The organism is Mycobacterium sp. NPDC050551 (assembly GCF_040674075.1).
Taxonomy (GTDB): Bacteria; Actinomycetota; Actinomycetes; order Mycobacteriales; family Mycobacteriaceae; genus Mycobacterium.
In genome coordinates, this window is record NZ_JBFARC010000004.1 from 361570 (window position 1) to 387195 (window position 25626).

General features: G+C 69.9%; 19 protein-coding genes. 17 read left to right on the forward strand and 2 right to left on the reverse strand.

Annotated features, from left to right (window positions below; genetic code table 11):
• Window positions 1-176 precede the first annotated feature (176 nt).
• Genes AB0K11_RS18260 through AB0K11_RS18280 form a run of 5 tightly spaced genes read left to right on the forward strand, consistent with a single transcriptional unit; the run spans window position 177 to window position 11260 of the window.
• Window positions 177-3242 carry an RND family transporter gene (locus AB0K11_RS18260; RefSeq protein WP_364979558.1) on the forward strand — a complete coding sequence of 1022 codons (3066 nt, stop codon included), beginning with the start codon at window positions 177-179 and terminating at the stop codon, window positions 3240-3242.
• A gap of 57 nt (window positions 3243-3299) precedes the next feature.
• Window positions 3300-6644, forward strand: coding sequence for a transglutaminase family protein (locus AB0K11_RS18265; RefSeq protein WP_364979561.1), 3345 nt, complete (start codon window positions 3300-3302; stop codon window positions 6642-6644).
• Window positions 6644-9283 (forward strand): circularly permuted type 2 ATP-grasp protein, encoded by a 2640-nt coding sequence (locus AB0K11_RS18270; RefSeq protein ID WP_364979564.1) that lies wholly within the window; start codon window positions 6644-6646, stop codon window positions 9281-9283. Before AB0K11_RS18265 ends, AB0K11_RS18270 begins: the two co-directional genes overlap by 1 nt.
• On the forward strand, window positions 9280-10191 hold the full coding sequence (locus AB0K11_RS18275; RefSeq protein ID WP_364979568.1) for a transglutaminase family protein: 912 nt from the start codon (window positions 9280-9282) through the stop codon (window positions 10189-10191). The genes AB0K11_RS18270 and AB0K11_RS18275 overlap by 4 nt, the downstream gene beginning before the upstream one ends.
• Window positions 10184-11260, forward strand: a complete 1077-nt coding sequence (locus tag AB0K11_RS18280; RefSeq protein WP_364979570.1) for a putative zinc-binding metallopeptidase — start codon at window positions 10184-10186, stop codon at window positions 11258-11260. Before AB0K11_RS18275 ends, AB0K11_RS18280 begins: the two co-directional genes overlap by 8 nt.
• Window positions 11261-11278: 18 nt before the next feature.
• Here AB0K11_RS18280 and AB0K11_RS18285 read toward each other — a convergent pair whose 3' ends face one another.
• On the reverse strand, window positions 11279-11854 hold the full coding sequence (locus AB0K11_RS18285; protein WP_364979573.1) for a hypothetical protein: 576 nt from the start codon (window positions 11852-11854) through the stop codon (window positions 11279-11281).
• A gap of 58 nt (window positions 11855-11912) precedes the next feature.
• Between AB0K11_RS18285 and AB0K11_RS18290 the strand changes: the two genes are divergently transcribed.
• The 7 genes from AB0K11_RS18290 to AB0K11_RS18320 all read left to right on the forward strand — a co-directional run bounded on the left by AB0K11_RS18290 (window position 11913) and on the right by AB0K11_RS18320 (window position 19307).
• Entirely contained in the window at window positions 11913-12752 is an 840-nt protein-coding gene (locus AB0K11_RS18290) for a DUF3097 domain-containing protein (protein WP_364979576.1), read from the forward strand.
• A 43-nt stretch (window positions 12753-12795) separates the two neighbouring features.
• Complete coding sequence (locus AB0K11_RS18295; protein ID WP_364979579.1) at window positions 12796-14130, forward strand: replication-associated recombination protein A; 1335 nt, start codon at window positions 12796-12798, stop codon at window positions 14128-14130.
• 98 nt (window positions 14131-14228) lie between these two features.
• Window positions 14229-14594: a metalloregulator ArsR/SmtB family transcription factor gene (locus AB0K11_RS18300; protein ID WP_364979582.1), complete on the forward strand. Its 366-nt coding sequence runs from the start codon at window positions 14229-14231 to the stop codon at window positions 14592-14594.
• Entirely contained in the window at window positions 14591-15064 is a 474-nt protein-coding gene (locus AB0K11_RS18305) for an SRPBCC family protein (RefSeq protein WP_364979585.1), read from the forward strand. The genes AB0K11_RS18300 and AB0K11_RS18305 overlap by 4 nt, the downstream gene beginning before the upstream one ends.
• 240 nt (window positions 15065-15304) lie before the next feature.
• Complete coding sequence (locus AB0K11_RS18310; RefSeq protein WP_364979588.1) at window positions 15305-16399, forward strand: 3-oxoacyl-[acyl-carrier-protein] synthase III C-terminal domain-containing protein; 1095 nt, start codon at window positions 15305-15307, stop codon at window positions 16397-16399.
• A 3-nt stretch (window positions 16400-16402) separates the two neighbouring features.
• Entirely contained in the window at window positions 16403-16906 is a 504-nt protein-coding gene (locus AB0K11_RS18315) for an isoprenylcysteine carboxyl methyltransferase family protein (RefSeq protein WP_364979591.1), read from the forward strand.
• 112 nt (window positions 16907-17018) lie between these two features.
• Entirely contained in the window at window positions 17019-19307 is a 2289-nt protein-coding gene (locus AB0K11_RS18320) for an MMPL family transporter (protein WP_364979594.1), read from the forward strand.
• Between the two features lie 64 nt (window positions 19308-19371).
• Here AB0K11_RS18320 and AB0K11_RS18325 read toward each other — a convergent pair whose 3' ends face one another.
• Window positions 19372-19704: a GlsB/YeaQ/YmgE family stress response membrane protein gene (locus AB0K11_RS18325; protein WP_364979597.1), complete on the reverse strand. Its 333-nt coding sequence runs from the start codon at window positions 19702-19704 to the stop codon at window positions 19372-19374.
• Between the two features lie 127 nt (window positions 19705-19831).
• Here AB0K11_RS18325 and AB0K11_RS18330 point away from each other — a divergent pair, with 127 nt between their 5' ends.
• The 5 genes from AB0K11_RS18330 to AB0K11_RS18350 all read left to right on the forward strand — a co-directional run bounded on the left by AB0K11_RS18330 (window position 19832) and on the right by AB0K11_RS18350 (window position 25624).
• Entirely contained in the window at window positions 19832-20233 is a 402-nt protein-coding gene (locus tag AB0K11_RS18330) for a secondary thiamine-phosphate synthase enzyme YjbQ (protein WP_364979600.1), read from the forward strand.
• A gap of 126 nt (window positions 20234-20359) precedes the next feature.
• Entirely contained in the window at window positions 20360-23059 is a 2700-nt protein-coding gene (gene alaS / locus AB0K11_RS18335) for an alanine--tRNA ligase (RefSeq protein WP_364979603.1), read from the forward strand.
• Between the two features lie 4 nt (window positions 23060-23063).
• Entirely contained in the window at window positions 23064-23588 is a 525-nt protein-coding gene (ruvX, locus tag AB0K11_RS18340; protein ID WP_364979606.1) for a Holliday junction resolvase RuvX, read from the forward strand.
• A complete protein-coding gene (locus AB0K11_RS18345; RefSeq protein WP_364979609.1) occupies window positions 23581-24831 on the forward strand; it encodes an endolytic transglycosylase MltG in 1251 nt (416 codons plus the stop codon). Before ruvX ends, AB0K11_RS18345 begins: the two co-directional genes overlap by 8 nt.
• Window positions 24809-25624: a shikimate dehydrogenase gene (locus tag AB0K11_RS18350; protein WP_364979612.1), complete on the forward strand. Its 816-nt coding sequence runs from the start codon at window positions 24809-24811 to the stop codon at window positions 25622-25624. The genes AB0K11_RS18345 and AB0K11_RS18350 overlap by 23 nt, the downstream gene beginning before the upstream one ends.
• Window positions 25625-25626: the final 2 nt, after the last annotated feature.

The window sequence follows — 25626 nt, forward strand, 5'->3', positions numbered from 1 at the left end:
TTTTGACGGTGGTGGCTAATAAAGCCGGATGTTGAAACCGCAAGGAAAACCCCAGCGCACGGCGCTGACTGCAGATGTTGTCACTCGGATGGCCGCGGAATGAGCTAACGCGGCCCGTGGGGCAGCGGAATTGGCTTGTCAGGACATACCTCGGGTCCGGTGTATCGTCCAGCGGAATGTCCGAGGGTTCCGACGTCGCGACGGCCGGCCGCCCCGTGGGCGTATTTCAGCGGTTCGGCGAGTTCGTGGTGCGCAGGCCGTTGGTCGTCATCGCCCTGTGGATCGCCGTCGCCGCCGCGCTGACGGCCACGCTGCCGACGCTGCAACAGATGGTGCGCGAGCGCCCGGTCGACCTGCTGCCCGCGGACGCGCCTGTCATGCAGACCACCAGACAGATGACGGCGTCGTTCGACGAAACCGGCTCGCAGAACATCATGCTCGTCGTTCTCACCGACGAGGACGGGCTGACGCCCGACGACGAGCAGGTCTACGGCACGCTGGTGGACACGCTCCGCCGTGAGTCCGCCGACGTCACCAGCGTGCAGGACTTCCTCGCCACCCCTCCACTTCGCGACGTGCTGGCCAGCAAGGACGGCAAGGCCTGGTACGTGCCGGTGGTGCTGGCCGGTGAACTGGGCACACCGCGTGGCTACGACGCCTACACCCACGTCGCGGGCGTGGTGAAGGCGGCGACCGCCGACGCCGCACTGACCACCAACCTCACCGGTCCCGCCGCCACCGTCGCCGATCTCACCGACGTCGGTGAGCGCGACCTCCATCAGATCGAGATCGCGACCGCGGTGATGGTGCTGTTGATCCTGCTGCTCGTCTATCGCAACCCGGTGACGATGACGCTGCCGTTGGCCACCATCGGGCTGTCCCTGCTCATCGCCCAGGACATGGTCGCGGGGCTGGCCAAGCTGGGCCTGGGCATCTCGAACCAGACCATCACCTTCATGACGGCGATGATGGTGGGCGCAGGGGTCGACTACGCGGTGTTCCTGATCAGCCGCTATCACGAGTACCTGCGGTCGGGCATCGACTCGGACCGGGCTGTGGTGCGGGCCCTCGAGTCGATCGGCAAGGTGATCGCGGCGTCGGCAGCCACGGTGGCCGTCACCTTCCTCGGCATGTCGTTCACCCGGCTGGGGCTCTTCGCCACGACCGGCCCGGCCCTGGCGCTGTCGATCGCGGTGGCGTTCCTGGCGGCCGTCACCCTGCTCCCGGCGCTGCTCGTGCTCACCGGACGGCGTGGCTGGATCAAGCCGCGACGCGACCTCACCACGCGATTCTGGCGCCGGTCGGGGATCAACACGGTGCGCCGCCCGACCCCCCGGCTCGTCGCCAGCCTGCTGGTGCTGCTCATCCTGGCGGGCTGCGCCGGCCTGTTGCGCTTCAACTACGACGACCGCAAGACCCTGCCCGCCGACTCCGAGAGCAATCTCGGCTACGCCGCGATGGACCGGCATTTCGCACTCAACTCGACCATCCCGCAATACATCTACATCGAGTCGCCGCACGATCTGCGGTCCCCCCAGGCGCTGGCCGATCTCGAACAGATGGCTCAGCGCGTCAGTCAGCTGCCGAACATCGAAGCGGTGCGCGGCATCACCCGGCCGACCGGTCAATCGCTGGAACAGGCCCGCGTGAGCTACCAGGCCGGCGAGGTCGGCGGCAAGCTCTCTGATGCGTCCGGGCTGATCGACGACCGCAGGGCCGACCTCGACCTGCTGACCAACGGCGCCAACGAGATGGCCACTAATCTCGGCGACATCCGCGGCGGCGTCAACCAGGCGCTGTCGTCCGTACGTGGACTGGTCGACGCCCTGTCCTACATGGAGAACGAATTCGGGGGAGACCGGACACTCGGACAGCTGGACTCCGCCGACAAGCTCGTCGCCGGGATGCGGGCGCTCGGGAATTCCATCGGGCTGAACCTCGGCCAGGTGACCGACACCTTCGGATGGGCCGGACCCGTGCTGACGGCTCTCAACGCGAGCCCGCTGTGCGATGCCGACCCGTCCTGCCGCGATTCCCGCGCGCAGCTACAGCGGCTGGTGACCGCCCGTGACGACGGAACGCTCACCGATGTCGCGGAGTTGGCGCGCCAACTGCAGTCCACCCAGGGCGATCAGACCCTCGGCGCGACGGCCCGCGACCTCCGGCGCGTGCTCGACACCGCGTCGAGGTCGCTGCAGCGGCTGGGCCTCGACGACTCGGCAGGCGTCCAGGCGAAGCTGACCGAGCTGCAACAGGGCGCCGACACCCTGGCCGACGCCAGCCGACGCCTCGCCGACGGGGTGCAGTTACTGGTGGACCAGACCCGGAAGATGGGCGCCGGCCTGACCGACGCGTCGGCGTTCCTGCTGGCGATGAAACAGGATGCCGCCAAGCCGTCGATGTCCGGCTTCTACATTCCGCCACAGGTACTGGGTCAACGCGAATTCAAGGATGCCGCAGCGGTGTTCATCTCCCCTGACGGCCACGCGGTCCGCTACCTGGTGCAGACCGAGCTCAGTCCGTTCTCCACCGAGGCGATGGATCAGCTCGAGGCGATCCAGGACACCGCCGCGAGCGCGCAACCGAATACTGCGCTGGCCGACGCGTCGATCTCGACGGCCGGCTTCACCGCGACGCTGCGCGACATCCGCGACTACTACGAGCGCGACATCGCCATGATCGTCGTCCTCACCATCCTGGTGGTGCTCCTCATCCTGACCGTGTTGCTGCGCGCGATCGTCGCGCCGCTGTACCTGGTGGGGTCGGTCATCGTCTCGTTTCTTTCGGCACTGGGCATCGGTGTGCTGTTCTTCCAGGTGCTGCTGGGCCAGGAACTGTCCTGGAGTGTGCCGGGCATGGCCTTCATCGTGCTGGTGGCGGTCGGCGCCGACTACAACCTGCTGCTGATCTCGCGCATCCGCGACGAGTCGCCGCACGGCATCCGCTCAGGCGTCATCCGCACCGTGGGATCCACCGGCGGTGTGATCACCTCGGCAGGCGTGATCTTCGCCGCGTCGATGTTCGGCCTGCTCTTCGGCGGTATCGCCACCATGGTGCAGGCGGGTTTCATCATCGGTGTCGGGCTGCTCCTGGACACCTTCCTGGTGCGCACCATCACCGTCCCCGCGCTCACCGTGCTCATCGGTGAGAAGAACTGGTGGCCGTCCGAGGCGGTGGCGGGCCGGCTGGCCGCGTGGCGTGCCCGGCGGGCCGGCGACGACCGCGCCACGACCGCAATCTGACGTCTTCCACCAGGTGCGCACCATGCGCCGGGCGACCGCGTGTGATGGGATCATCCGATGGGCATCAAGGTGGCGCTGGAGCATCGCACCAGCTACACGTTCGACCGACTGGTGGAGGTGTTCCCCCACGTGGTGCGGTTGCGCCCGGCGCCGCACTCCCGCACGCCGATCGAGGCGTACTCGCTGACGGTGCAGCCCGACGACCACTTCGTGAACTGGCAGCAGGATGCGTTCGGCAACTACGTTGCGCGCCTTGTCTTCCCGACCCGCAGCCGGGAGCTGAGCATCACCGTGGGACTCATCGCCGACCTCAAGGTGATCAACCCGTTCGACTTCTTCGTCGAGAGCTACGCCGAGAAATGGCCTGGTGCAGAGGGATTCAGCTATGCCCGGACACTGGCCGACGATCTCGAGCCGTATCTGCGCCCGGTCGACGAGGACGGTGAGGGGACGGGGCCCGGCGAGGTGGCCCGCGACTGGGCGCAGAACTTCTCGGTCGCGCCGGGCACGGCGATCATCGACTTCCTCGTCGCCATCAACCGGGCGGTGAACGCCGACGTCGGCTACAGCGTGCGCCTGGAACCCGGTGTGCACACCCCGGATCACACGCTGCGCAACGGGATCGGCTCGTGCCGCGACTCGGCGTGGTTGCTGGTGTCGGTGCTGCGGCAGCTGGGCCTCGCTGCCCGCTTCGTGTCCGGATACCTGGTGCAGCTGACGTCCGACGTCAAGGCGCTCGACGGACCGTCGGGGCCCGCGGCCGATTTCACCGATCTGCACGCCTGGACCGAGGTGTACATCCCCGGGGCGGGCTGGATCGGACTGGACCCCACCTCCGGTCTGTTCGCCGGCGAAGGCCACATCCCGCTGTCGGCGACCCCGCACCCGGCGTCCGCGGCGCCGATCACCGGCGCCACCGAACCGTGTGAGACCACGCTCGACTTCTCCAACATCGTCACCCGCGTGCACGAGGATCCGCGGGTCACGAAGCCCTACGACGACGGGGCGTGGGCCGCGATCAGTGCGCTTGGGGCCCGGGTCGACGAGCGGCTTGCCAAGCGGGATGTCCGCCTCACCGTCGGTGGCGAGCCCACGTTCGTCTCGATCGACAACCAGGTCGATCCGGAGTGGACCATCGCGGCGGACGGCCCCGACAAGCGCCGCCGCGCCTCGGTGCTCGCGGCGCGGCTGAAGAAGGTGTGGGCGCCGCAGGGGCTGGTGCAGCGCAGCCAGGGCAAGTGGTATCCCTCAGAACCGTTGCCGCGCTGGCAGATCGGGCTGCACTGGCGCACCGACGGCGAACCGCTGTGGCACGACGATGCGCTGCTGGCCGACCCGTGGCCCGACGAACCCGACCATGTCGAGGTCGCCTCCGATGCCGGGGAGCGGCTGCTCGGCGCCGTCGCGGCCGGCCTCGGCCTGCCCGCCACCCAGGTCCGCGCGGCCTACGAGGACCCGCTGAGCCGCCTCGCCCGTGCGGTCCGGCAGCCCGACGGCGACCCCGTGGCGGTCGACGACGACCTCGCCGCGGACTCACCCGGCGCCAGGACGGCCCTGCTGGCCCGGCTCGACGAATCGGTGGCCGCCCCCGCGGCCCATGTGCTGCCGCTGCACCGGCTCGACGACGAGTCCGGCTGGGCCAGCGCCGACTGGCGGCTGCGCCGCGGCCGGATCGTGCTGCTCGACGGCAACTCGCCCGCCGGGCTGCGGCTGCCGCTCGACGCGATCAGCTGGCAGCCGCCGCCCGCAGCGCACGACGCCGATCCGCTGAAGCCCCGGGGCAAGCTGCGGACCGGCTCCGACAGCGAGGCGACTGCCGTCGTCGAGGATGCCGATGCCGCCCCGACCACCGCGCTGGTCGCCGAGGTCCGGTCCGGCCTGCTGTACATCTATCTGCCGCCCACCACCGAACTCGACCACTTCGTCGATCTGATCGCCCGGATCGAGGCGGCCGCCGCCGCGACCGAGACGCCGGTGGTGATCGAGGGCTACGGTCCGCCGCAGGACCCTCGCATCACCTCGATGTCCGTCACCCCCGACCCCGGGGTGATCGAGGTCAACGTGGCCCCCACCGCGACGTTCGCCGAACAGCGCGAGCAACTGCACACCCTCTACGAACAGGCCCGGCTCGCCCGGCTGTCCACCGAGTCGTTCGCCGTCGACGGCACCCACGGCGGCACCGGCGGCGGCAACCACATCACGCTCGGCGGCCGCACACCGGCCGACTCCCCGCTGCTGCGCCGCCCCGACCTGCTGGTGTCGATGCTGACCTACTGGCAACGCCATCCTGCGCTGTCGTACCTGTTCGCCGGCCGGTTCGTCGGCACCACCTCGCAGGCACCGCGGGTCGACGAGGGCCGCGCCGAAGCGCTCTACGAACTCGAGATCGCGTTCGCCGAGATCGCTCGTCTGGCACCGTCTTCCGGCGGCACGCCCGGGGTGGCCAAACCATGGATCACCGACCGCGCACTGCGCCATCTGCTGACCGACATCACCGGCAACACCCACCGCGCCGAATTCTGCATCGACAAGCTCTACAGCCCTGACGGCGCCCGCGGCCGGCTCGGCCTGCTCGAACTGCGTGGGTTCGAGATGCCGCCCCATCACCAGATGGCCATGGTGCAGTCCCTGCTGGTGCGCTCTCTGGTGTGCTGGTTCTGGGACGAGCCGCTGCGTGCCCCGCTGATCCGCCACGGCGCGAATCTGCACGGCCGATACCTGCTGCCGCACTTCCTGATCCACGACATCGCCGACGTCGCGGCCGATCTGCGTGCGCACGGCGTCGACTTCGACACCAGCTGGCTCGATCCGTTCACCGAATTCCGCTTCCCGCGGATCGGCACCGCGGTGTTCGACGGTGTCGAGCTGGAACTGCGCGGGGCCATCGAACCGTGGAACGTCCTCGGCGAAGAGGCCACCGCGACCGGCACCGCGCGCTACGTGGACTCGTCGGTCGAGCGCATCCAGGTGCGGCTGATCGGCGCCGACCGGCACCGCTACATCGTCACCGTCAACGGGCAGCCCGTCCCGCTGCTGGCCACCGACAACCCCGACATCCAGGTCGGGGGAGTGCGGTACCGGGCATGGCAGCCGCCCAGCGCGCTGCACCCCACGATCACCGTCGACGGTCCGCTGCGGTTCGAGCTCCTCGACACCGCCAGCGGCACCTCCCGCGGCGGCTGCACCTACCACGTGTCCCACCCCGGCGGACGTTCCTACGACACCCCGCCGGTCAATGCCGTCGAGGCGGAATCCCGCCGGGGCCGCCGGTTCGAGGCGACCGGCTTCACCGCCGGGCGCATCGACATGTCCGACATCAGGGAGAAGCAGGCTCGGCAGTCCACCGATGTGGGCGCACCGGGCATCCTCGACCTGCGCCGGGTGCGTACCGTTCTGCGTTGATGGTGCTGCACGCGAACGGTTCGTCGGATCCGGTGCCCACCGCCGACGACGTCGACGACGTGCTGGCGGGGTACCGCGCTGCCAGGGCGCAGCAGGCGCTGTTCGACGTGGCGGGTGGCGCCGGAGCGCGCTACGACGAATTCGTCGACGACACCGGCGACATCCGGCCGGCCTGGCGGGAACTGGCCGAGGGCATCGGAGAGCGGGGCCGCGACGGCCTTGACGGGCTGCGGACGACCGTCCGCGGACTCGTCGACTACGACGGCATCAGCTACGTCCAGCACGACCAGCAGGATCAGCCGGACGGCGCGTCGGCCCCCGGGCCGTGGCACCTCGACGCGCTGCCGCTGATCGTGGCGGCCGCCGAGTGGGACGAACTCGAAGCCGGTCTGGTGCAACGCTCCCGGCTGCTCGACGCGGTGCTGACCGACCTCTACGGCGACCGGCGCGCGATCACCAGCGGCGTGCTACCCGGTCCGCTGGTGTTCGCCCATCCGGGATACGTCCGTGCGGCGCACGGCATCGTGGTGCCCGGCAGGCACCAGTTGTTCCTGCACGGATGCGATGTCAGCCGCAACGCGGCCGGGCGCTTCGTGGTGAACGCCGACTGGACCCAGGCGCCGTCCGGTGCCGGGTATGCGCTGGCGGACCGGCGAGTCGTCGCCCACGCCATTCCCGACCTCTACGAGCGCATCGCGCCACGGCCCGCGTCGCCCTGGGCTCAGGCACTGCGCCTGGCGCTGATCGACGCCGCGCCCGAGTCGGCCGAGGAACCCGTCGTGGTGGTGCTCAGCCCCGGCAGCCACTCCGAGACGGCGTTCGACCAGGCCTACCTCGCCAGCGTGCTGGGATTCCCGCTGGTGGAGAGTGCCGACCTGGTGGTCCGTGACGGCAAGCTGTGGATGCGCTCGCTGGGCACGCTCAAGCGGGTCGACGTCGTGCTGCGCCGCGTCGACGCCGAATACGCCGACCCGCTCGACCTGCGCGCCGACTCCCGCCTCGGCGTGGTCGGACTGGTCGAGGTGCTGCGGCGCGGCGCCGTCACCGTCGTCAACACCCTGGGCAGCGGCATCCTGGAAAGCCCTGGGCTGTCACGGTTCCTGCCCGAGCTGGCCCAGCTGCTCCTCGACGAGACGCCGCTGCTGGAGACCGCACCGCTGTACTGGGGCGGCATCGACCTCGAGCGCTCCCACCTGCTGACCAAGCTGTCGTCGCTGCTGATCAAGTCGGTGACCGGCGACGAGGTCGTCGTCGGGCCGCGACTGTCCATACGCGCCCGCGATGAGCTGGCGGCGCGGATCGAGGCCGCGCCGTGGCGGTGGGTGGGCCAGGAGCTGCCCCAGTTCTCCTCGGCGCCCACCAACCACCTCCGCGGCGGGCTGTCGGCGGCCGCCGTGGGGATGCGGCTGTTCACCGTCGCCCAGCGCAGCGGGTACGCCCCGATGGTCGGCGGGCTCGGGTATCTGCTCGCGCCTGGCGCCGCCGCCTACGAGATGAACACCGTTGCGGCCAAGGACGTGTGGGTGCGGACGTCGACCCGGGTGCGAGCCGAGCGGCTGCCGGCCGGGCTGCCGGCGATGACGCCGAGCCCGTCCCGCGCGGTGAGCTCGCCGCGCATGCTGTCGGACCTGTTCTGGCTTGGCCGCTACGCCGAACGTGCCGAGCACACGGCGCGGCTGCTGGCCGTGACCCGGGAGCGCTATCACGAGTTCCGGTACCGGCCCGACCTCGCAGGCGGCGAGTGTGTGCCGGTGCTGCTCACTGCGATCGGACGCATCACCGGGACCGACACCGGCGCCGACGGCGACGACCACGAGATGATCGCGATCGCACCGACCACGCTGTGGTCGGTCACGGCCGACCGGCACCGCCCTGGCTCGCTCGCCCAGTCGGTGGAACGGCTCGGCCTGGCCGCGCGTTCGGTGCGCGACCAGCTGTCCAACGACACCTGGATGGTGCTGGCCACCGTCGAGCGCGCGGTGCTGCGACCGCCGGGACCGCCACCGGAGTCGCAGACCGAGGGCGAGGCGTATCTGGTTGCCGCACACCGTCAGACACTCTCGGGAATGCTGGCGCTGGCAGGGGTGGCCGCCGAGTCGATGGTCCAGGACGTCGGATGGACGATGATGGACGTCGGCAAGCGCATCGAGCGCGGCCTGGGCCTGACCGCGCTGCTGCGTGCCACGCTCACCACCGCGCGTCACGCGGCTGCCGAACAGACCATCACCGAATCGGCCTTGGTGGCGTGCGAGTCGTCGATCAGCTATCGGCGCCGCACACTCGGCGCGGTGAGCGTGTCGGCGGTGGCGGACCTGTTGCTCTTCGACTCGGAGAATCCGCGCTCGCTGGTCTACCAGTTCGACCGGCTCCGGTCCGGGCTGCGGGTGCTGCCCGGGTCGTCCGGATCGTCGCGGCCGGAGCGGCTGGCCGAGGAGCTGACGATCCGGTTGCGCAGGCTCGATCCGGCCGACCTGGAGGACGTCGACGCCGACGGCATGCGCCCCGCACTGGTCGCGCTGCTGACCGATCTGCACTCGGGGTTGCGCGAGTTGTCCGGCGTGATCACCACGACGCATCTGTCGCTGCCCGGTGACATGCAGCCGCTGTGGGGGCCCAGCGAGCGCCGGGTGCTGCCGTGAGCGACGGACCGTCGACCCGCACCTACCGCATCGATCACCGCACGGTATACCGGTATTCGGACGTGGTGACCAGTTCCTACGGCAGGGGCTTCCTCACCCCGCGCGATCTGGCGGGCCAGCGGTGCCTGACCCACGACCTGGTCGTCGACCCGAGCCCCGCCGACAGGTCGACCAGCCGCGACGGGTACGGGAACCTGAGTTCGTACTTCCACGTCACCGAGCACCACGACACGCTGAGCGTGACCAGCACCTCGCTGGTGGAGGTCGACCCACCGCCCGGGGAGCTGTACACCGGCGGCTCGGCACGGGCGCCGTGGGAACTCTCCCGTCCGGTGGGCCCTGACGCGGCACTCGCCACCGAGTTCGCCCTCGACCTTCGGCCACCGGAGATCACCGCGGCGGTACGCGAGTACGCCGCACCCAGCTTCGCGCCCGGCCGGCCACTGATCGAGGTGCTGCACGAGCTGTCGTCGCGGATCCATGCCGACTTCACCTACCGCTCGGGTTCGACGACCGTCTCGACCAGGGTCGACGAGGTTTTGGTTGCGCGAGAAGGGGTATGCCAGGATTTCGCGCGCCTGGCGATTGCCTGTCTGCGCACACAAGGTCTGGCAGCCAGCTACGTCTCGGGATACCTGGCGACCGACCCCCCTCCGGGAAAGGAACGCATGATAGGCGTTGACGCGACCCATGCCTGGGCGTCGGTGTGGACCCCGCAGGATCAGTGGCTGAGCCTGGACCCGACCAACGACCAGATGGTCGACGAACGCTATGTGGTGGTGGGTTTCGGGCGCGACTACGCCGACGTCCCGCCCCTGCGCGGCATCATCTACACCGACAGCGAGAGCAGCGTCATCGAGGTGGCGGTCGACGTCGCGCCGGTGGCCGGAGGTGCCGGGAATGCGTGACTTCAACTGCCCCAACTGCGGCCAGCGCCTGGCGTTCGAGAACTCGCTGTGCCTGAACTGTGGCAGTGCGCTGGGCTTCTCGCTGGAGGACATGGCACTGCTGGTGATCGCGCCGGAGGAGGAGAGCGAGCACGCGGGTGCGGTGGACGAGAGCCGGTTCCAGTTGTGCGCGAATCTCTATCTGGCCAAGTGCAACTGGCTGGTGGAGAAGGCACCGGTGCGGCGGCTCTGCACGTCGTGCGCGTTGACCCGCACCCGGCCCAACGACGCCGACACCAAGGCCCTCGCCGCCTTCGCTGCCGCCGAGAAGGCCAAGCGCCGGATGATCGTCGAACTGCACGAGCTGAAGCTGCCGATCGTCGGCCGCGACGCCGACCCCGATTACGGCCTGGCCTTCGATCTGCTGTCGAGTGAGTACGAGAAGGTCTTCACCGGCCACGCCAACGGCGTGATCACTCTCGACCTCGCCGAGGGCGACGACGTGCACCGCGAACAGCTGCGGGTCGCGATGGACGAGCCGTACCGGACACTGCTCGGCCACTTCCGCCACGAGATCGGGCACTACTACTTCTACCGCCTGGTCAGCCCGTCGCCCGACTACCTGGCGCGGTTCAACGACCTGTTCGGCGACCCCGACCTGGACTACCAGGCCGCGCTGGACCGCCACTACAACGAGGGTGCGCCGAAGGGCTGGGAGGCGGACTACGTCTCCTCCTACGCCACCATGCATCCCGCCGAGGACTGGGCCGAGACGTTCGCGCACTATCTGCACATCCGCGACACCCTGGACACCGCGGCGGCATTCGGGTTCGCGCCCGCGGGCGCGACATTCGAGCGCAAGGTGTTGGGGCCGAGCGGGTTCGACACGATCATCGACCTGTGGCTGCCGTTGGCCTGGTCGCTGAACATGGTCAACCGCTCGATGGGCCGCGAGGACCTGTACCCGTTCGTGCTGCCGCCGCCGGTGCTGGAGAAGATGCGGTTCGTCCACACCGTCATCGACGAGATCACCAGTGACCCCGTCAAACTCGAGTCGGTCAGCGCCACTCAGCAGCAGACCCAGGGCTGAGGTCGGTCAGCGGCCCCTTCAGGTGGTGAGCCGGAGAAAGGCGCGCCCGCGCGGCGACAGGCGGTACCCGACGTCGAGGCTGATCGTCAGCCCGAGGCCCTTGAGCTGGCGCACCCGCCGCTTGAAGCGCGGCACGTCCAGACCGACCCGCTCGGCGAGATCCGGTGCGCGCACAGCCTCGTTGGCGCCGATCATCTCGAGATACTGCCGCGTCCAGGGTGTGCCCGACGCGTCCCAGCGTGCCAGCCGCGCGCTGATCGCCGCCGCGTCGTCGGGGGTCAGCCGGTCGTCGGCGGCAAGGTCGGGCCGTTCGTCGGGCGCGAGGTAGGACACCGAGATCAGGTAGGTGTGCTCGGCCGGTCTGCGGTCCAGCTCGGCCTGGGCGCTCCTGGCATCGGGGAAGCCGGCGGCCCGCGCCTGCGCCGCGGTGACCCGGTACCGGGCCGGGCGTTCGACGACGTCGTCGATGCGGATGGTGCCCGCCGGTGTGCGCTGGGTGCCGCCCACCTTCGCCCGCGGCACATCCCAGCGCCGGAGCACCAACGTGATCGTGCCGTCGGCGATGCCCTGCGCGGTGGCCTGGTTGATCAGCACGCCGGTGATCGTATGTCGCAACCGGAGATCGGGGCCCGCCGTTCCTAGGATCAGCCGGGTGAACGATCGCTACGGCCCCGACATCCTCGCCCGTGACCCGCACACCCCCAAACGCATCCGATCCACCGAACATCCCGTCGAGCGGGACATGGTGGTCGAGGACGCGCAGAGCGGCTTCGTGGGCGCCGTCGTGCGGATCGAGAGGGGGCGGGTGGATCTCGAGGACCGCAACGGCCGCGTCCGGTCCTTTCCGCTCGGGCCCGGCTTCCTGCTGGAGGGCAAGCCGGTCATCCTCACCGCCCCACGCGGCCCGGCGGCTGTGTCCGCCCGCACCGCATCGGGTTCGGTGGCTGTCCCGAAGGCCCGCGCGCGCACCGCGCTGGCCAGCCGCATCTACGTCGAGGGCCGCCACGACGCCGAGCTCGTCGAGCAGGTGTGGGGACATGACCTGCGCGTCGAGGGCGTGGTCGTCGAGCACCTCGGCGGCGTCGACGATCTGGCCGCGATCGTGGCCGACTTCGCACCCGGCCCCGGCCGTCGCCTCGGCGTGCTGGTCGACCACCTGGTCGCGGGCTCCAAGGAGTCCCGCATCGCCGACGCGGTGCGGCGCGGCCCGGGCGGGGCGCACACCCTCGTCGTCGGCCATCCCTACATCGACATCTGGCAGGCGGTGAAGCCGGCCCGCCTTGGCGTGGCGACGTGGCCCGACGTGCCCCGCGGAGTGGACTGGAAACACGGCGTGTGCGAGGCACTGGGCTGGCCGCACGCCTCGCAGGCCGACATCGCCGGGGCGTGGCGCCGCATCCGCGGGCGGGTACGGGACTGGACCGACCTCGAACCGGCGCTGATCGGTCGTGTCGAGGAATTGATCGACTTCGTCACGCAGCCCGCGGGCTAGCGGCGCGGGTTCCTGTGTCCGGCGGGCGTGGTATGCCTGAAGCGTGTCCGACGGCCTGTTCGACGTGTCCGACGGCGGTGCGCCCGTCGACCGGCCATCCGGCAGGCCCGCGCCGGCGTCGCCGCTGGCCGTGCGGATGCGGCCGGCGAGCCTCGACGAAGTCGTCGGCCAGCAGCATCTCCTGCAGCAGGGCTCGCCGATGCGCCGGCTCGTCGAGGGCTCCGGCGCCGCGTCGGTCATCCTCTACGGCCCGCCGGGCACCGGTAAGACCACACTCGCGTCGCTGATCTCGCAGTCCACCGGCCGGCGCTTCGAGGCGTTGTCGGCGCTGTCGGCGGGCGTCAAGGAGGTGCGGGCCGTCATCGACGTCGCGCGCCGCGCCGCCGCGCACGGCGACCAGACCGTGCTCTTCATCGACGAGGTGCACCGGTTCTCCAAGACCCAGCAGGACGCGCTGCTGTCTGCGGTCGAGAACCGGGTGGTGCTGCTCGTCGCGGCGACCACGGAGAACCCGTCGTTCTCGGTGGTGGCACCGCTGCTGTCCCGGTCGCTGATCCTGCAGCTGCAACCGCTGACGCCCGACGACATCCGCATGGTGGTGCGCCGCGCCGTCGAGGATCCGCGGGGTCTCGGCGGCGCGGTCGAGGTCACCGACGACGCCGTCGACCTGCTGGTGCAGTTGTCGGCAGGCGACGCCCGCCGGGCGCTCACCGCGCTCGAGGTGGCGGCCGAGGCGGGTGAGCGGGTCACCGTCGAGACCATCGAGCAGTCGCTGGACAAGGCGGCGGTGCGTTACGACCGCGACGGCGATCAGCACTACGACGTCGTCAGCGCCTTCATCAAGTCGGTGCGCGGGTCCGACGTCGACGCTGCACTGCACTACCTGTCGCGGATGCTGGTGGCGGGGGAGGACCCGCGGTTCGTGGCGCGCAGGTTGATGATCCTGGCCAGTGAGGACATCGGGATGGCCGATCCGACGGCCCTGCTGACGGCCGTCGCCGCCGCGCAGACCGTGCAGTTGATCGGCATGCCCGAGGCGCAGCTGACACTCGCCCACGCCACGGTCCACCTGGCGACCGCACCCAAGTCGAACGCGGTGACGACCGCTCTGGGTGCGGCGATGGGCGACATCCGTGCAGGCAAGGCGGGGATGGTGCCTCCGCATCTGCGCGACGGCCACTACTCGGGCGCGCAGAAACTCGGCAATGCCGTGGGCTATCGCTATGCCCACGATCACCCGGACGGCGTTGTGCCACAGCAGTATCCGCCGGACGAACTGGTCGGCACCGACTACTATCGGCCGACCGCGCGCGGCGCCGAACGTGAGATCGCCGGACGGCTGGAGCGGCTGCGCGCCATCATCCGCAAGAAGCGCTGAGCGCACGCCCACCGGGAGCGCAACCCACCCTTGACACCGGTCTGCGGCCCGCTTACCGTAGTAATCAACCAATCCGTTGATCAAGTGCAAGGTTGATTATGGTGAGCGGCGACGACGACCGGCTGGACCGGGCGTTCATGGCGCTGGCGGATCCGGTGCGGCGGGCGATCGTGGCCCGTCTTTCCCGGGGACCTGCCACGGTCAACGAACTGGCCGAACCGTTCGACATCACCAAACAGGCTGTCTCGAAGCACATTCAGGTGCTCGAGCTGGCGGGCCTGGTCACCCGGACCCGCGACGCTCAGCGTCGCCCCGTCCATCTGGACGCCGGCGCACTGGAGCAGCTGACGGCCTGGATCGACACCTACCGGCTCAACGCCGAACGCAGCTACCGCCGGTTGGACAACGTGCTGGCGGCATTGTCCGAAAAGAACACTCACACCGAGAAGGGGAAGACATCATGACGAAGGCACTCGAACTCAACGCCCCGGTCGACACGCTGGCCATGGAGTTCACCCGGGACTTCGACGCCCCGGTCCAGGCGCTGTTCCGCGCACACGCAGAGCCCGATCTGGTCCGGCAATGGCTTGGCCCGCACGGCGTGGAGATGACCATCGACCACTGGGACTTTCGCACCGGTGGTGGCTACCGGTATCTGCACAGCGACGGTGACGGCCAGTACCGGTTCAACGGCGTCTTCCACAAAGTGCGTGACGGCGAGCTGATCATCCAGACCTTCGAGTTCGAAGGCTTCCCTGACAGCGTCAACATCGAATTCCTGTGGTTCGAGGATCTCGGCGGAAACCGCAGCCGGCTGCGTGGCCGGTCGATCTGCCCGTCCGTCGACGCGCGCGACGCACTGCTGTCCTCGGGCATGGAAGGCGGCATGACGGAGGGCTACGAACGGCTGGACTCGCTGCTGCCCACGCTCTGAGGTGCACGCCGACCCGAAGTGCTCACAGCAATTCACCACCGGACGGTAATGGCGTGCGCAGAATGCGCGCCATTTCTGTGAATTGTCGGATATCGCCTGTGAATAGAATGCTGTTTTGCCAGCTCTAGCGCCCTCATCTGGGCTTATACCCTCAGTGAGGGCCTTGCGGATCATTTGTCGGATAATTCACGACGGCTGCGGAAATTGGACTAACAGCGATATTCCGGCGTTACACGATGCATGACCGATACCATAATTTCCGAAACAGTGAACGCCACCGCTCTCCTCGGTGCACCGTATGTCGCCGGCACGGCGATGGCCTTCACGCCGTACCGCTACACACAGGACGAGGTGGCCCGCGAGCTCACCGACTTCACCGACACCGGCTTCGCCCGGTTCGCCCGCACCAGCGGCGTCGAACATCGCAACCTCGCACTGCCCATCGAGCGGTACCCGGAACTGACCGGGTTCACCGAGGCCAACACCGCCTACGTCGAGGTGGCGACCGAACTCGGTGCACGGGCCGTCCGGTCGGCGCTGCACACCGCCGGAATCCGGCCCGACGAGGTCGATCTGATCGTGTGCGTGTCGAGCACCGGCGTGGCCGTGCCGACCATCGACGCAATGATCAGTTCCCGCATCGGATTCCGGCCTGACGTCAAACGCGTCCCGCTGTTCGGACTCGGTTGCGTCGCCGGTGCGGCGGGCATGGCGCGCGTGCACGACTACCTGCGCGGGTACCCGACGCACGTCGCCGTCCTGCTGTCGGTGGAGCTGTGCTCGCTGACGCTGCAACGCGACGACGTGTCGATCCCGGCGCTGATCGGGGTGTGCCTGTTCGGCGACGGAGCGGCCGCGGTGGTGGCCACCGGCGCCGGCCGCACGGGCGCCCCCGGCCACCGCGGGCCCCGCGTGCTCGACACCCGCAGCAGGCTGTTCCCCGACACGACCGACGTGATGGGCTGGAATGTCAGCGCCAGCGGATTCCAGCTCGTGATGTCACGCGACGTGCCGAGAATGGCCGCCGACCATCTGGGCGACGAGGTGACCCGGTTCCTCGCCGACCACGGCCTGGCCGTCTCCGACATCTCCACCTGGGTCTGTCATCCGGGCGGCCCCAAGGTGCTGGAGGCGATCCAGGACGCCGTCGGGGTGCCCGCCGAGGCGCTGCGGCACAGCTGGGAGTCCATGCGGGACAACGGCAACATCTCGTCGGCCTCGGTGCTCGACGTCCTGGGCCGCACGATCGCGGCGCGACCGCCCGACGGATCCCTCGGTCTGATGCTCGCCATGGGCCCCGGCTTCGGCTTCGAACTGCTGCTGCTGAGCTGGTGAGCCATGGCGTATCTGGTGTTCATCCTGGTGATCGCGGCCGAGCGGCTGGTCGAGCTCGTCGTCGCCCGCCGGCACGCCCGATGGTCGATCGACAACGGCGGCAGAGAGTTCGGCCGCGGGCACTACCCGGTGATCGTCGCGTGCCACGCACTTCTGCTGGTGTCCTGCCTCGTCGAGGTGTACGGCGGGCACCGCCCGTTCATCCCCTGGCTGGGCTGGCCGATGGTGGCCGTCGTGGTGGCGAGCACCATCGTCCGATGGTGGTGTGTGGCCACGCTCGGCAGGCACTGGAATCCACGGCTCATCGTGATCCCGGGCGCCCCGCTGGTCCGTCGTGGCCCGTACCGCTGGCTGCACCATCCGAACTACACCGCGGTCGCCGCTGAGGTGGCGGCGCTGCCGCTGGTGCACTCGGCATGGCTGACCGCGATCGTCTTCACGGTCGTCAACGCGCTGGTGCTGACAGTGCGGATTCGAGCCGAGAACGTCGCCCTCGGATACGCATGACCCCCACCGAACGGACGAATTGTCAGGCGGCCGAGGAAAGCCCACCGATCGGCGCCGCCGTCGGGCAGGATGTGCCGGTGCGCATCGCTTCGCTGACCGGCGCCGGGCCGGTGTGACCTCGGACGAGCGTCATCCGGGCGTCGTGGCGGGCCTGGCCCGTGCGGCCATCGCTGCGCCGCGGCGAATCCTCGCGATCGCGGCGCTCACCCTCGTCGCCGCGGGGATCTTCGGCGTCCCCGTCGTGGGCAAGCTCGCGGCCGGGGGGTTCCAGGACCCCGGTTCCGAATCCGCAAGGGCCGCGGCGCTGCTGACCCAACGGTTCGACCAGGGCGATGCGCAGTTGCTCATCACGGTGTCCTCGCCCGACGGTGCCCGCAGCGCCGCCGCGACGTCTGTCGCCAAGGACGTCGTAGCTCGACTTCGCAGCTCACGCGACGTCGCGTCGGTGACCTCCGCCTGGACGGCGGCGGGACCCGCCGCGGCCCAGATGTTCAGCGAGGACGGCCGGTCCGGGCTCGTCATCGCGGGCGTGACCGGTGGCGAGAAGCAGGCCGACCGCAACACCTCGGCACTCGTCGACGCGATCGGCGGCGAGAGTTTCGAGCGCGACGGGGTGAGCGTGCGCGCCGGTGGTGTCGCGGTGGTCAACGAACAGGTGACCGCGCAGTCCCAGCGCGATCTGTTGCTGATGGAGTCGATCGCGATCCCGTTCAGCTTCCTGGTGCTGGTGTGGGTCTTCGGCGGCCTGCTGGTCGCCGCGCTCCCGGTGGCCGTCGGGGTGATCGCGATCGTCGGCGCACTCGCGGTGCTGCACGCGATCACGTTCGTCACCGATGTGTCGATCTTCGCGCTGAACCTCTGCATGGCGATGGGTCTGGCCCTGGCGATCGACTACACGCTGCTGATGATCAGCAGATACCGCGACGAACTGGCGAACGGCGCCGACCGCGACCAGGCCGTGCTGCGCATGATGACGACCGCGGGCCGCACCGTCGTCTTCTCGGCGACGACGGTGGCACTGCCGATGGCGACGATGGTGTTGTTCCCGATGTACTTCCTGAAGTCGTTCGGATACGCCGGTGTCGCCACGGTGGTGTTCGCGGCGGTGGCAGCGCTGGTCGTGACACCCGCGGCGATCGTCCTGCTCGGCGACCGCATCGACGCGTGGGACGTACGCCGCCTCGTGCGCCGCATCCTGCGCCGCGACGACCCGGCGCCGCGTCCGGTGCAGCGGCAGTTCTGGTATCGGTCGACGCACGTCGTGATGCGACACGCCGTCCCGATCGGACTGGCGGGCATCACGCTGCTGCTGGTGCTCGGCGCACCGTTCCTTGGTGTGCGGTGGGGCCTGCCCGACGACCGCGTGCTGCCCGCGACCGCATCCGCGCACCAGGTCGGTGATCAGCTGCGCAACGATTTCGCCAACGACTCGGCGACCGACGTCACCGCCGTGCTGCCGGACACCCGCCGCGTCACCCCCGACGAATTGGGGCGCTACGCCGCCGAACTGTCCCGCGTCGACGACGTCACGTCGGTGTCGGCGACGGTGGGCACCTTCGTGAACGGCCGGCCGGCGGGCCCGCCCAGAGCGGCCGCCGGTGAGCGCGACGGCAGCGCGTTCCTCACCGTGACCACCGATGCGCCGCTGTTCTCCGACCGCTCGGAACACCAGCTCGACCGCCTCGAAGAGGTCGCCGCACCCGGCGGGCAGGTCCAGCTCGCCGGGGTCGCGGCGTCGAACCGCGACAGTGTCGACGCCATCACCTCCCGGTTGCCGATCGTGCTCGGCCTGATCGCGCTGTCCACCTACTGCCTGCTGTTCCTGTTGACCGGCAGCGTGGTGCTGCCGTTGAAAGCCGTTGCGCTGAACATTCTCTCGTTGACCGCGGCGTTCGGCGCGATGGTGTGGATCTTCCAGGACGGCCACCTCGGCGCCTTCGGCACCACCCCGACGGGAACCTTGGTCGCCAACATCCCGGTGCTGCTGTTCTGCATCGCGTTCGGGTTGTCGATGGACTACGAGGTCTTCCTGATGTCGCGGATCCGCGAGTTCTGGCTGGCCTCCGGGCGTACGGCGGCCGACGTCACCGAGAGTGTCGCGCTCGGTCTGGCGCACACCGGCCGCGTCATCACCGCGGCCGCTGCGGTGATGTCGATCTCGTTCGCCGCGCTGATCGCGGCGAACGTGGCGTTCATGCGGATGTTCGGCCTCGGACTCACGCTGGCCGTGCTGGCCGACGCGACGCTGGTGCGGATGATCCTGGTGCCCGCCTTCATGCGTGTACTCGGCCGCTGGAACTGGTGGTCACCCGCACCGCTGGTGCGGTTGCACGACCGGCTCGGACTGCATGAGGGCGACCGTGCGGGGTGTCGTCGAGCGAAAGCCGATACAGCGACGTGATGGCCCACACTCGACAAAAAAAGTCCCGGCTGACCGTAGCCAGCCGGGACCGAGTGCGAAGAGGTCAGCGGAACATGCTCCGGCGACGGCCACCAAGCGCGCCGCCACGGCTGCCACCCATGACGCCGGTGCGCCTGCGGCCCATCAGCGCGGCGACCAGGGCCACGCCGAGCGCGGCGACGATGACCTGGACCAGGAGTTCCAGCCAGTCGATGCCATTCGTTGCGGTGGGGATGCCGAGCGCGCGGGCGATGGCGGTGCCGATGAACGCCGACACGATGCCGACGAGCACGGTGATCAGGAATCCGATCGGTTGGCGGCCAGGTAGCGCCAGGCGGCCGAGAACGCCGACCACGACGCCGATCAGGATTGCGGTGATGATGCCGGTGGGTGTCATTTCTCCTCCAAGGGGACGTGTGGCTGGAGCTGAATTACCCGTGGCCCGCCGAAAATAAACGCGAGCGTCAAACGGCCCCGCGCGGCGCTGGTGGAGGCCGCGGCGGCCGCCTCGTAGGCTCGACGGCATGGACACCGATGTACTCGACGTCGACACCACGCGCCGGCGCATCGTCGACCTGACCGACGAGGTGCGTGCGTTCTGCCGCGACCACGGTGACGGCCTGTGCAACGTCTTCGTGCCGCACGCGACCGCAGGCGTGGCGATCATCGAGACCGGCGCCGGCTCCGACGACGACCTGATCGACACGCTGGAAGCGCTGCTGCCGCGCGACGACCGGTACCGCCACGCCCACGGCTCACCCGGGCACGGTGCCGACCACGTGCTGCCGGCGCTGGTGGCCCCGTCGGTGACGGTGCCGGTGCAGGGCGGCCTGCCGCTGCTCGGCACCTGGCAGAGCGTGGTGCTCGTCGACCTGAACAGGGACAACCCGAAGCGCTCGGTGCGGCTGAGCTTCCTCGGCGCCTGACCCGGGTCCGGCCGGCAACCTGCGTCGTCGCGCGGTTCGGCGGGCAAGTGGGCCGGCACCGTCGACCGGTACTGTGGTGCGGTCGATTTGTTCGCGCCCACGACTACCAGCAAGGACAGCAGGAACGTGCAGACACACGAGATCAGGAAGCGCTTCCTCGATCATTTCGTGAAGGCAGGTCACACCGAGGTGCCCAGTGCCTCGGTGATCCTCGATGACCCCAACCTGTTGTTCGTCAACGCCGGCATGGTGCAGTTCGTGCCGTTCTTCCTCGGCGCGCGGTCCGCGCCGTGGGACCGCGCGGTGAGCATCCAGAAGTGCATCCGCACACCCGACATCGACGAGGTCGGCATCACCACCCGGCACAACACCTTCTTCCAGATGGCCGGCAACTTCTCGTTCGGCGACTACTTCAAGAAGGGCGCCATTGAATTCGCCTGGACGCTGCTGACCAACCCGCAGGATCGAGGTGGTTACGGCCTCGACCCTGAAAGACTCTGGGCCACGGTCTATCTGGACGACGACGAGGCCATCGCGCTGTGGCAGGAGGTCGCAGGCCTGCCGATCGAGCGCATCCAGCGCCGCGGCATGGCGGACAACTACTGGTCGATGGGCATCCCCGGGCCCTGCGGGCCGTCTTCGGAGATCTACTACGACCGTGGACCGCAGTACGGCGTCGAGGGCGGCCCCGAGGCCAACGAGGACCGCTACATCGAGATCTGGAACCTCGTGTTCATGCAGAACGAGCGCGGCGAGGGCACGTCGAAAGACGACTTCGAGATCCTCGGCCCGCTGCCGCGCAAGAACATCGACACCGGCATGGGCGTGGAGCGGGTGGCGTGCCTGCTGCAGGACGTCGACAACGTCTACGAGACCGACCTGCTGCGCCCGGTGATCGAACTCGTCGCGGGCATCGCGCCGCGGGGCTACGGGGCGGGCAGCCACGAGGACGACGTGCGGTACCGCATCATCGCCGACCACAGCCGCACCGCGGCCATCATCATCGGCGACGGCATCAGCCCCGGCAACGAGGGCCGCGGCTACGTTCTGCGGCGGTTGTTGCGCCGCATCATCCGCTCGGCGAAGCTGCTGGGCGTCGAACAGCCGGTGATGGCCGACCTGATGGCCACGGTGCGCGACGCGATGGGCCCGTCCTACCCGGAACTGGCGGCCGACTTCGACCGCATCCAGCGCATCGCCGTCGCCGAGGAGACCGCGTTCAACCGGACGCTGGCCTCGGGTTCGCGGCTGTTCGACGAGGCCGCCCGCAGCACCAGGGCGTCCGGTGCCACCGTGCTGTCGGGCACCGACGCGTTCGCCCTGCACGACACCTATGGGTTCCCCCTCGAGCTGACCCTCGAGATGGCCGCCGAGGCCGGCCTGAGCGTCGACGAGGAGGGCTTCCGCGGACTGATGGCCGAGCAGCGCCGGCGCGCCAAGGCCGACGCCGCGGCGCGCAAGCAGGCGCACAGCGACCTGTCGGCGTACCGGGAGCTGGTCGACGCCGGGCCGACCGAGTTCACCGGCTTCGACGAGCTGTCCACCGAGGCAAGGATTCTCGGGATCTTTGTCGACGGCCGCCGGGTCCCGGTGGTCACCCACGACGGCGGGGGCGACGCCGCGCCGGGGCGCGTCGAGCTGGTGCTCGACCGCAGCCCGTTCTATGCCGAGTCGGGTGGGCAGATCGCCGACGAGGGATCCGTGACGGGGACGGGCGCGTCTGCGACGTCGAAGGCGGCGGTCACCGATGTGCAGAAGATCGCCAAGACGTTGTGGACGCACCGGGTGAACGTCGAATCCGGCGAGTTCGTCGAGGGGGACACCGTCGTCGCCGCCGTCGACCCGCGCTGGCGGCACGGCGCCACCCAGGGCCATTCGGGCACGCACATGGTGCACGCCGCGCTGCGCCAGGTGCTCGGCCCCAACGCGGTGCAGGCCGGCTCCCTCAACCGGCCGGGCTACCTGCGATTCGACTTCAACTGGCAGGGCGCGCTCACCGACGACCAACGCAGCGAGATCGAAGAGGTCACCAACGAGGCGGTCGAAGCTGACTTCGAGGTGCACAGCTTCACCACCGAACTCGAGCGAGCCAAGGCGATGGGTGCGATGGCGCTGTTCGGGGAGAACTACCCCGAGGAGGTACGCGTCGTCGAGATCGGCGGACCGTTCTCCATCGAGCTGTGCGGCGGCACCCACGTGCGGAATTCGGCGCAGATCGGTCCGGTCACCATCCTCGGCGAATCGTCCGTCGGGTCCGGGGTGCGCCGCGTCGAGGCGTACGTCGGCCTCGACTCGTTCCGTCACCTCGCCAAGGAGCGGGCGCTGATGGCCGGCCTCGCCTCGTCGCTGAAGGTGCCCTCCGAGGAGGTGCCCGCCAGGGTCGCCACGCTGGTGGAGCGGCTGCGGGCGGCGGAGAAGGAACTCGACCGCATGCGGCTGGCCAACGCGCGCGCCGCGGCGGCCAACGCTGCCGCCGGCGCTGATCTTGTCGGTAAGGTGCGTGTCGTGGCGCAGCGGATGGCCGGCGGGATGTCGGCGGCGGATCTGCGCAGCCTCGTCGGCGACATCCGCGGCAAGCTGGGCGCCGAACCGGCCGTCGTCGCACTGGTCGCCGAGGGCGACAACGACACCGTGCCGTTCGTGGTGGCCGTCAACCCGGCCGCACAGGATCTCGGCCTGCGTGCCGACGACCTGGTCAAGACATTCGGTGCGGCGGTCAACGGCCGCGGGGGCGGCAAGGCCGATCTGGCGCAGGGTTCCGGTAAGGGGGCGGCGGGGATCGACGCGGCGATGGCCGCGTTGCGCGCCGAGATAGGCCGGAGCTGACCTGGTGGCCGAGACCGACCACCGGCTCCCGGACCGGCCCGGAGCAGCAGGCCAGGACCCCGATCCGGGCCGCGGGCGCCGCATCGGCATCGACGTCGGGAGTGTCCGGATCGGCGTGGCCGTCAGTGACCCCGACGCGATCCTGGCCACCCCCGTCGAGACGGTGACCCGTGACCGGCGGCGCAAGGACCGCCACCTGCGACGGCTCACCGAACTGGTCGGCGAGGTGGCGGCGGTCGAGGTGGTGGTGGGCCTACCGCGTACGCTCGCCGACCGGACGGGTCCTGCCGCGCAGGACGCCATCGCACTCGCCGAAGAATTGGCGCGGCGGGTGGCGCCGGTGCCGGTGCGGCTGGCCGACGAACGGCTCACCACCGTGTCGGCGCAGCGCTCGCTGCGTGAGGCCGGGGTACGGGCGAAGGGGCAGCGGGCCATCATCGACCAGGCCGCCGCCGTGGGAATTCTGCAGAGCTGGCTGGATCAGCGGCGCGCGGCCCTGGCGGCGCCCGGAGAGGGCGTGGATGACTGAGAACTGGAACGGCCGGGGCAGGGCGGAGCCGGTGGCGGTGGGACCGCCGCGGCGCCGGATGAGCCGGTCCGACCGGATGCGCGCGGACCGCATCCGGCGCAAGCGGCGCTTCACGAGGGGTCTGACCCTGGCGCTGCTGGTCGTCGTGATCGTCGGCGCGGTGTTCCTCGGCTCCAAGTTGTGGCACGGCATCTTCGGCGGCGGCGGGGAGGACTTCGCGGGTGGCGGCGTCGCCGACATCGTGATCCAGGTCCAGGACGGCGATTCGACGACGGCCATCGGCGAGACGCTTGCCGAGAACAAGGTGGTCGCGACCGCGCAGTCGTTCGTCAACGCCGCGGCAGGCAATTCGGCCATCTCGGCGATCCAGCCCGGCTTCTACAAGATGCGCACCGAGATCTCGGGCGCCAGCGCCGTCGAACGCCTCGCCGATCCTGGCAGCCGGGTCGGCAAGCTGGTCATCCCGGAGGGCCGCCAGCTCGACGACGTGCGCGACGTCAAGACCAACGCCGTCACCGAGGGCATCCTCACCCTCATCTCCCGCGCCACCTGTGTCGACCTCGACGGCGCCGAGCGCTGCGTGGCCGCCGACGAACTGCGCCAGATCGCCGGTTCGGCGCCGCTGTCCGCGCTGGCCGTGCCCGAGTGGGCCGCGCAGCCGGTGACGGCGATGGGTGCCGACCACCGCCGGATCGAGGGCCTGATCATGGCCGGGGCGTGGAACATCGACCCGTCGGCCACACCGACCGAGATCCTGTCGACCCTGATCGGTGCGAGCGCCACGCAGTACGCGCAGGCCGGCATCCAGGAGACGGCGACGGCGATGAATCTGTCGCCCTACCAGGTGCTGACGGTGGCCTCGCTGGTGCAGCGCGAGTCCAAGCCGGAGGACTTCGCGAAGGTGGCCCGCGTCATCTACAACCGGCTGGCCGAGAACCGGACGCTGGAGTTCGACTCGACGGTCAACTACCCGCTGGACCGGATCGAGGTGGCCACCACCGACGGCGACCGGGCCCAGGGCAACCCGTGGAACACCTACGTGCGGCCGGGGCTGCCCGCCACGCCGATCTGTTCGCCGAGCAGGCCGGCGCTGGTGGCCGCCGAGCAGCCCGCCCCCGGTGACTGGCTGTACTTCGTGACGATCGACATGCAGGGCACCACCCTGTTCACCCGCGACTACAACCAGCACCTGGCCAACATCGAACTGGCGCAGCGCAACGGTGTGCTCGACTCGGCACGGTAGCTCCGACGAGGTGCGCCGGGCCGCGGTACTGGGCTCGCCGATCGCGCACTCTCGGTCGCCGCAGGTGCACCTGGCCGCCTACCGGGCGCTCGGGCTGGACAGCTGGACCTACGACAGGGTCGAGTGCACCGCCGATCAGCTGCCCGCTCTGGTGGGTGGCCTCGGCCCCGAGTGGGTGGGCCTCTCGGTGACCATGCCGAACAAGTTCGCGGCGCTGCGGTTCGCCGGCGAGCGCACCGAGCGCGCCGACCTGGTCGGCTCCGCCAACACCCTGGTGCGCAGCGGCCGCGGCTGGCGGGCCGACAACACCGATGTGGACGGGATCGTCGGCGCGCTCGGCAGCGCCTCGGGCCACGCGATGGTGCTGGGATCCGGCGGCACCGCCCCGGCCGCGGTGGTGGCACTGGCCGGCCTCGGGGTCCGGCGCATTACCGTGGCCGCGCGCAACGAGGACAGGGCCGCGCCGCTGGTGCGACTGGCCATCCGGTGCGGCGTGGCAGCGCAGTGGTGCGAGCTGATCGGCGAGCGGGTGGCCGCCGCGCCCGCCGACGTGCTGGTGAGCACGATCCCGGCCGAGGCCGCCCGCCCGTACGCAGTGGATCTCGCGGGCACGCCGGTGCTGCTGGACGCCATCTACGACCCGTGGCCGACGCCGCTGGCATCGGCGGTCGCGGCCGCAGGCGGTCGGGTGGTCAGCGGGCTGGAGATGCTGCTGAACCAGGCGTTCGCGCAGGTCGAGTTGTTCACCGGGATGCCTGCGCCCAAAGAGGTGATGAGGGCCGCGCTGCGCTGACC

Excerpts from the sequence above, each read along its gene's own strand:
- AB0K11_RS18345 (WP_364979609.1), top strand. The coding sequence starts at position 23,581 with ATGACTGAGAACTGGAACGGCCGGGGCAGGGCGGAGCCGGTGGCGGTG.
- AB0K11_RS18315 (WP_364979591.1), top strand. The coding sequence starts at position 16,403 with ATGGCGTATCTGGTGTTCATCCTGGTGATCGCGGCCGAGCGGCTGGTC.
- AB0K11_RS18280 (WP_364979570.1), top strand. The coding sequence starts at position 10,184 with ATGCGTGACTTCAACTGCCCCAACTGCGGCCAGCGCCTGGCGTTCGAG.
- AB0K11_RS18270 (WP_364979564.1), top strand. The coding sequence starts at position 6,644 with ATGGTGCTGCACGCGAACGGTTCGTCGGATCCGGTGCCCACCGCCGAC.
- AB0K11_RS18310 (WP_364979588.1), top strand. The coding sequence starts at position 15,305 with ATGACCGATACCATAATTTCCGAAACAGTGAACGCCACCGCTCTCCTC.
- AB0K11_RS18325 (WP_364979597.1), bottom strand. The coding sequence starts at position 19,704 with ATGACACCCACCGGCATCATCACCGCAATCCTGATCGGCGTCGTGGTC.
- AB0K11_RS18300 (WP_364979582.1), top strand. The coding sequence starts at position 14,229 with ATGGTGAGCGGCGACGACGACCGGCTGGACCGGGCGTTCATGGCGCTG.
- AB0K11_RS18330 (WP_364979600.1), top strand. The coding sequence starts at position 19,832 with ATGGACACCGATGTACTCGACGTCGACACCACGCGCCGGCGCATCGTC.
- AB0K11_RS18305 (WP_364979585.1), top strand. The coding sequence starts at position 14,591 with ATGACGAAGGCACTCGAACTCAACGCCCCGGTCGACACGCTGGCCATG.
- AB0K11_RS18265 (WP_364979561.1), top strand. The coding sequence starts at position 3,300 with ATGGGCATCAAGGTGGCGCTGGAGCATCGCACCAGCTACACGTTCGAC.
- AB0K11_RS18260 (WP_364979558.1), top strand. The coding sequence starts at position 177 with ATGTCCGAGGGTTCCGACGTCGCGACGGCCGGCCGCCCCGTGGGCGTA.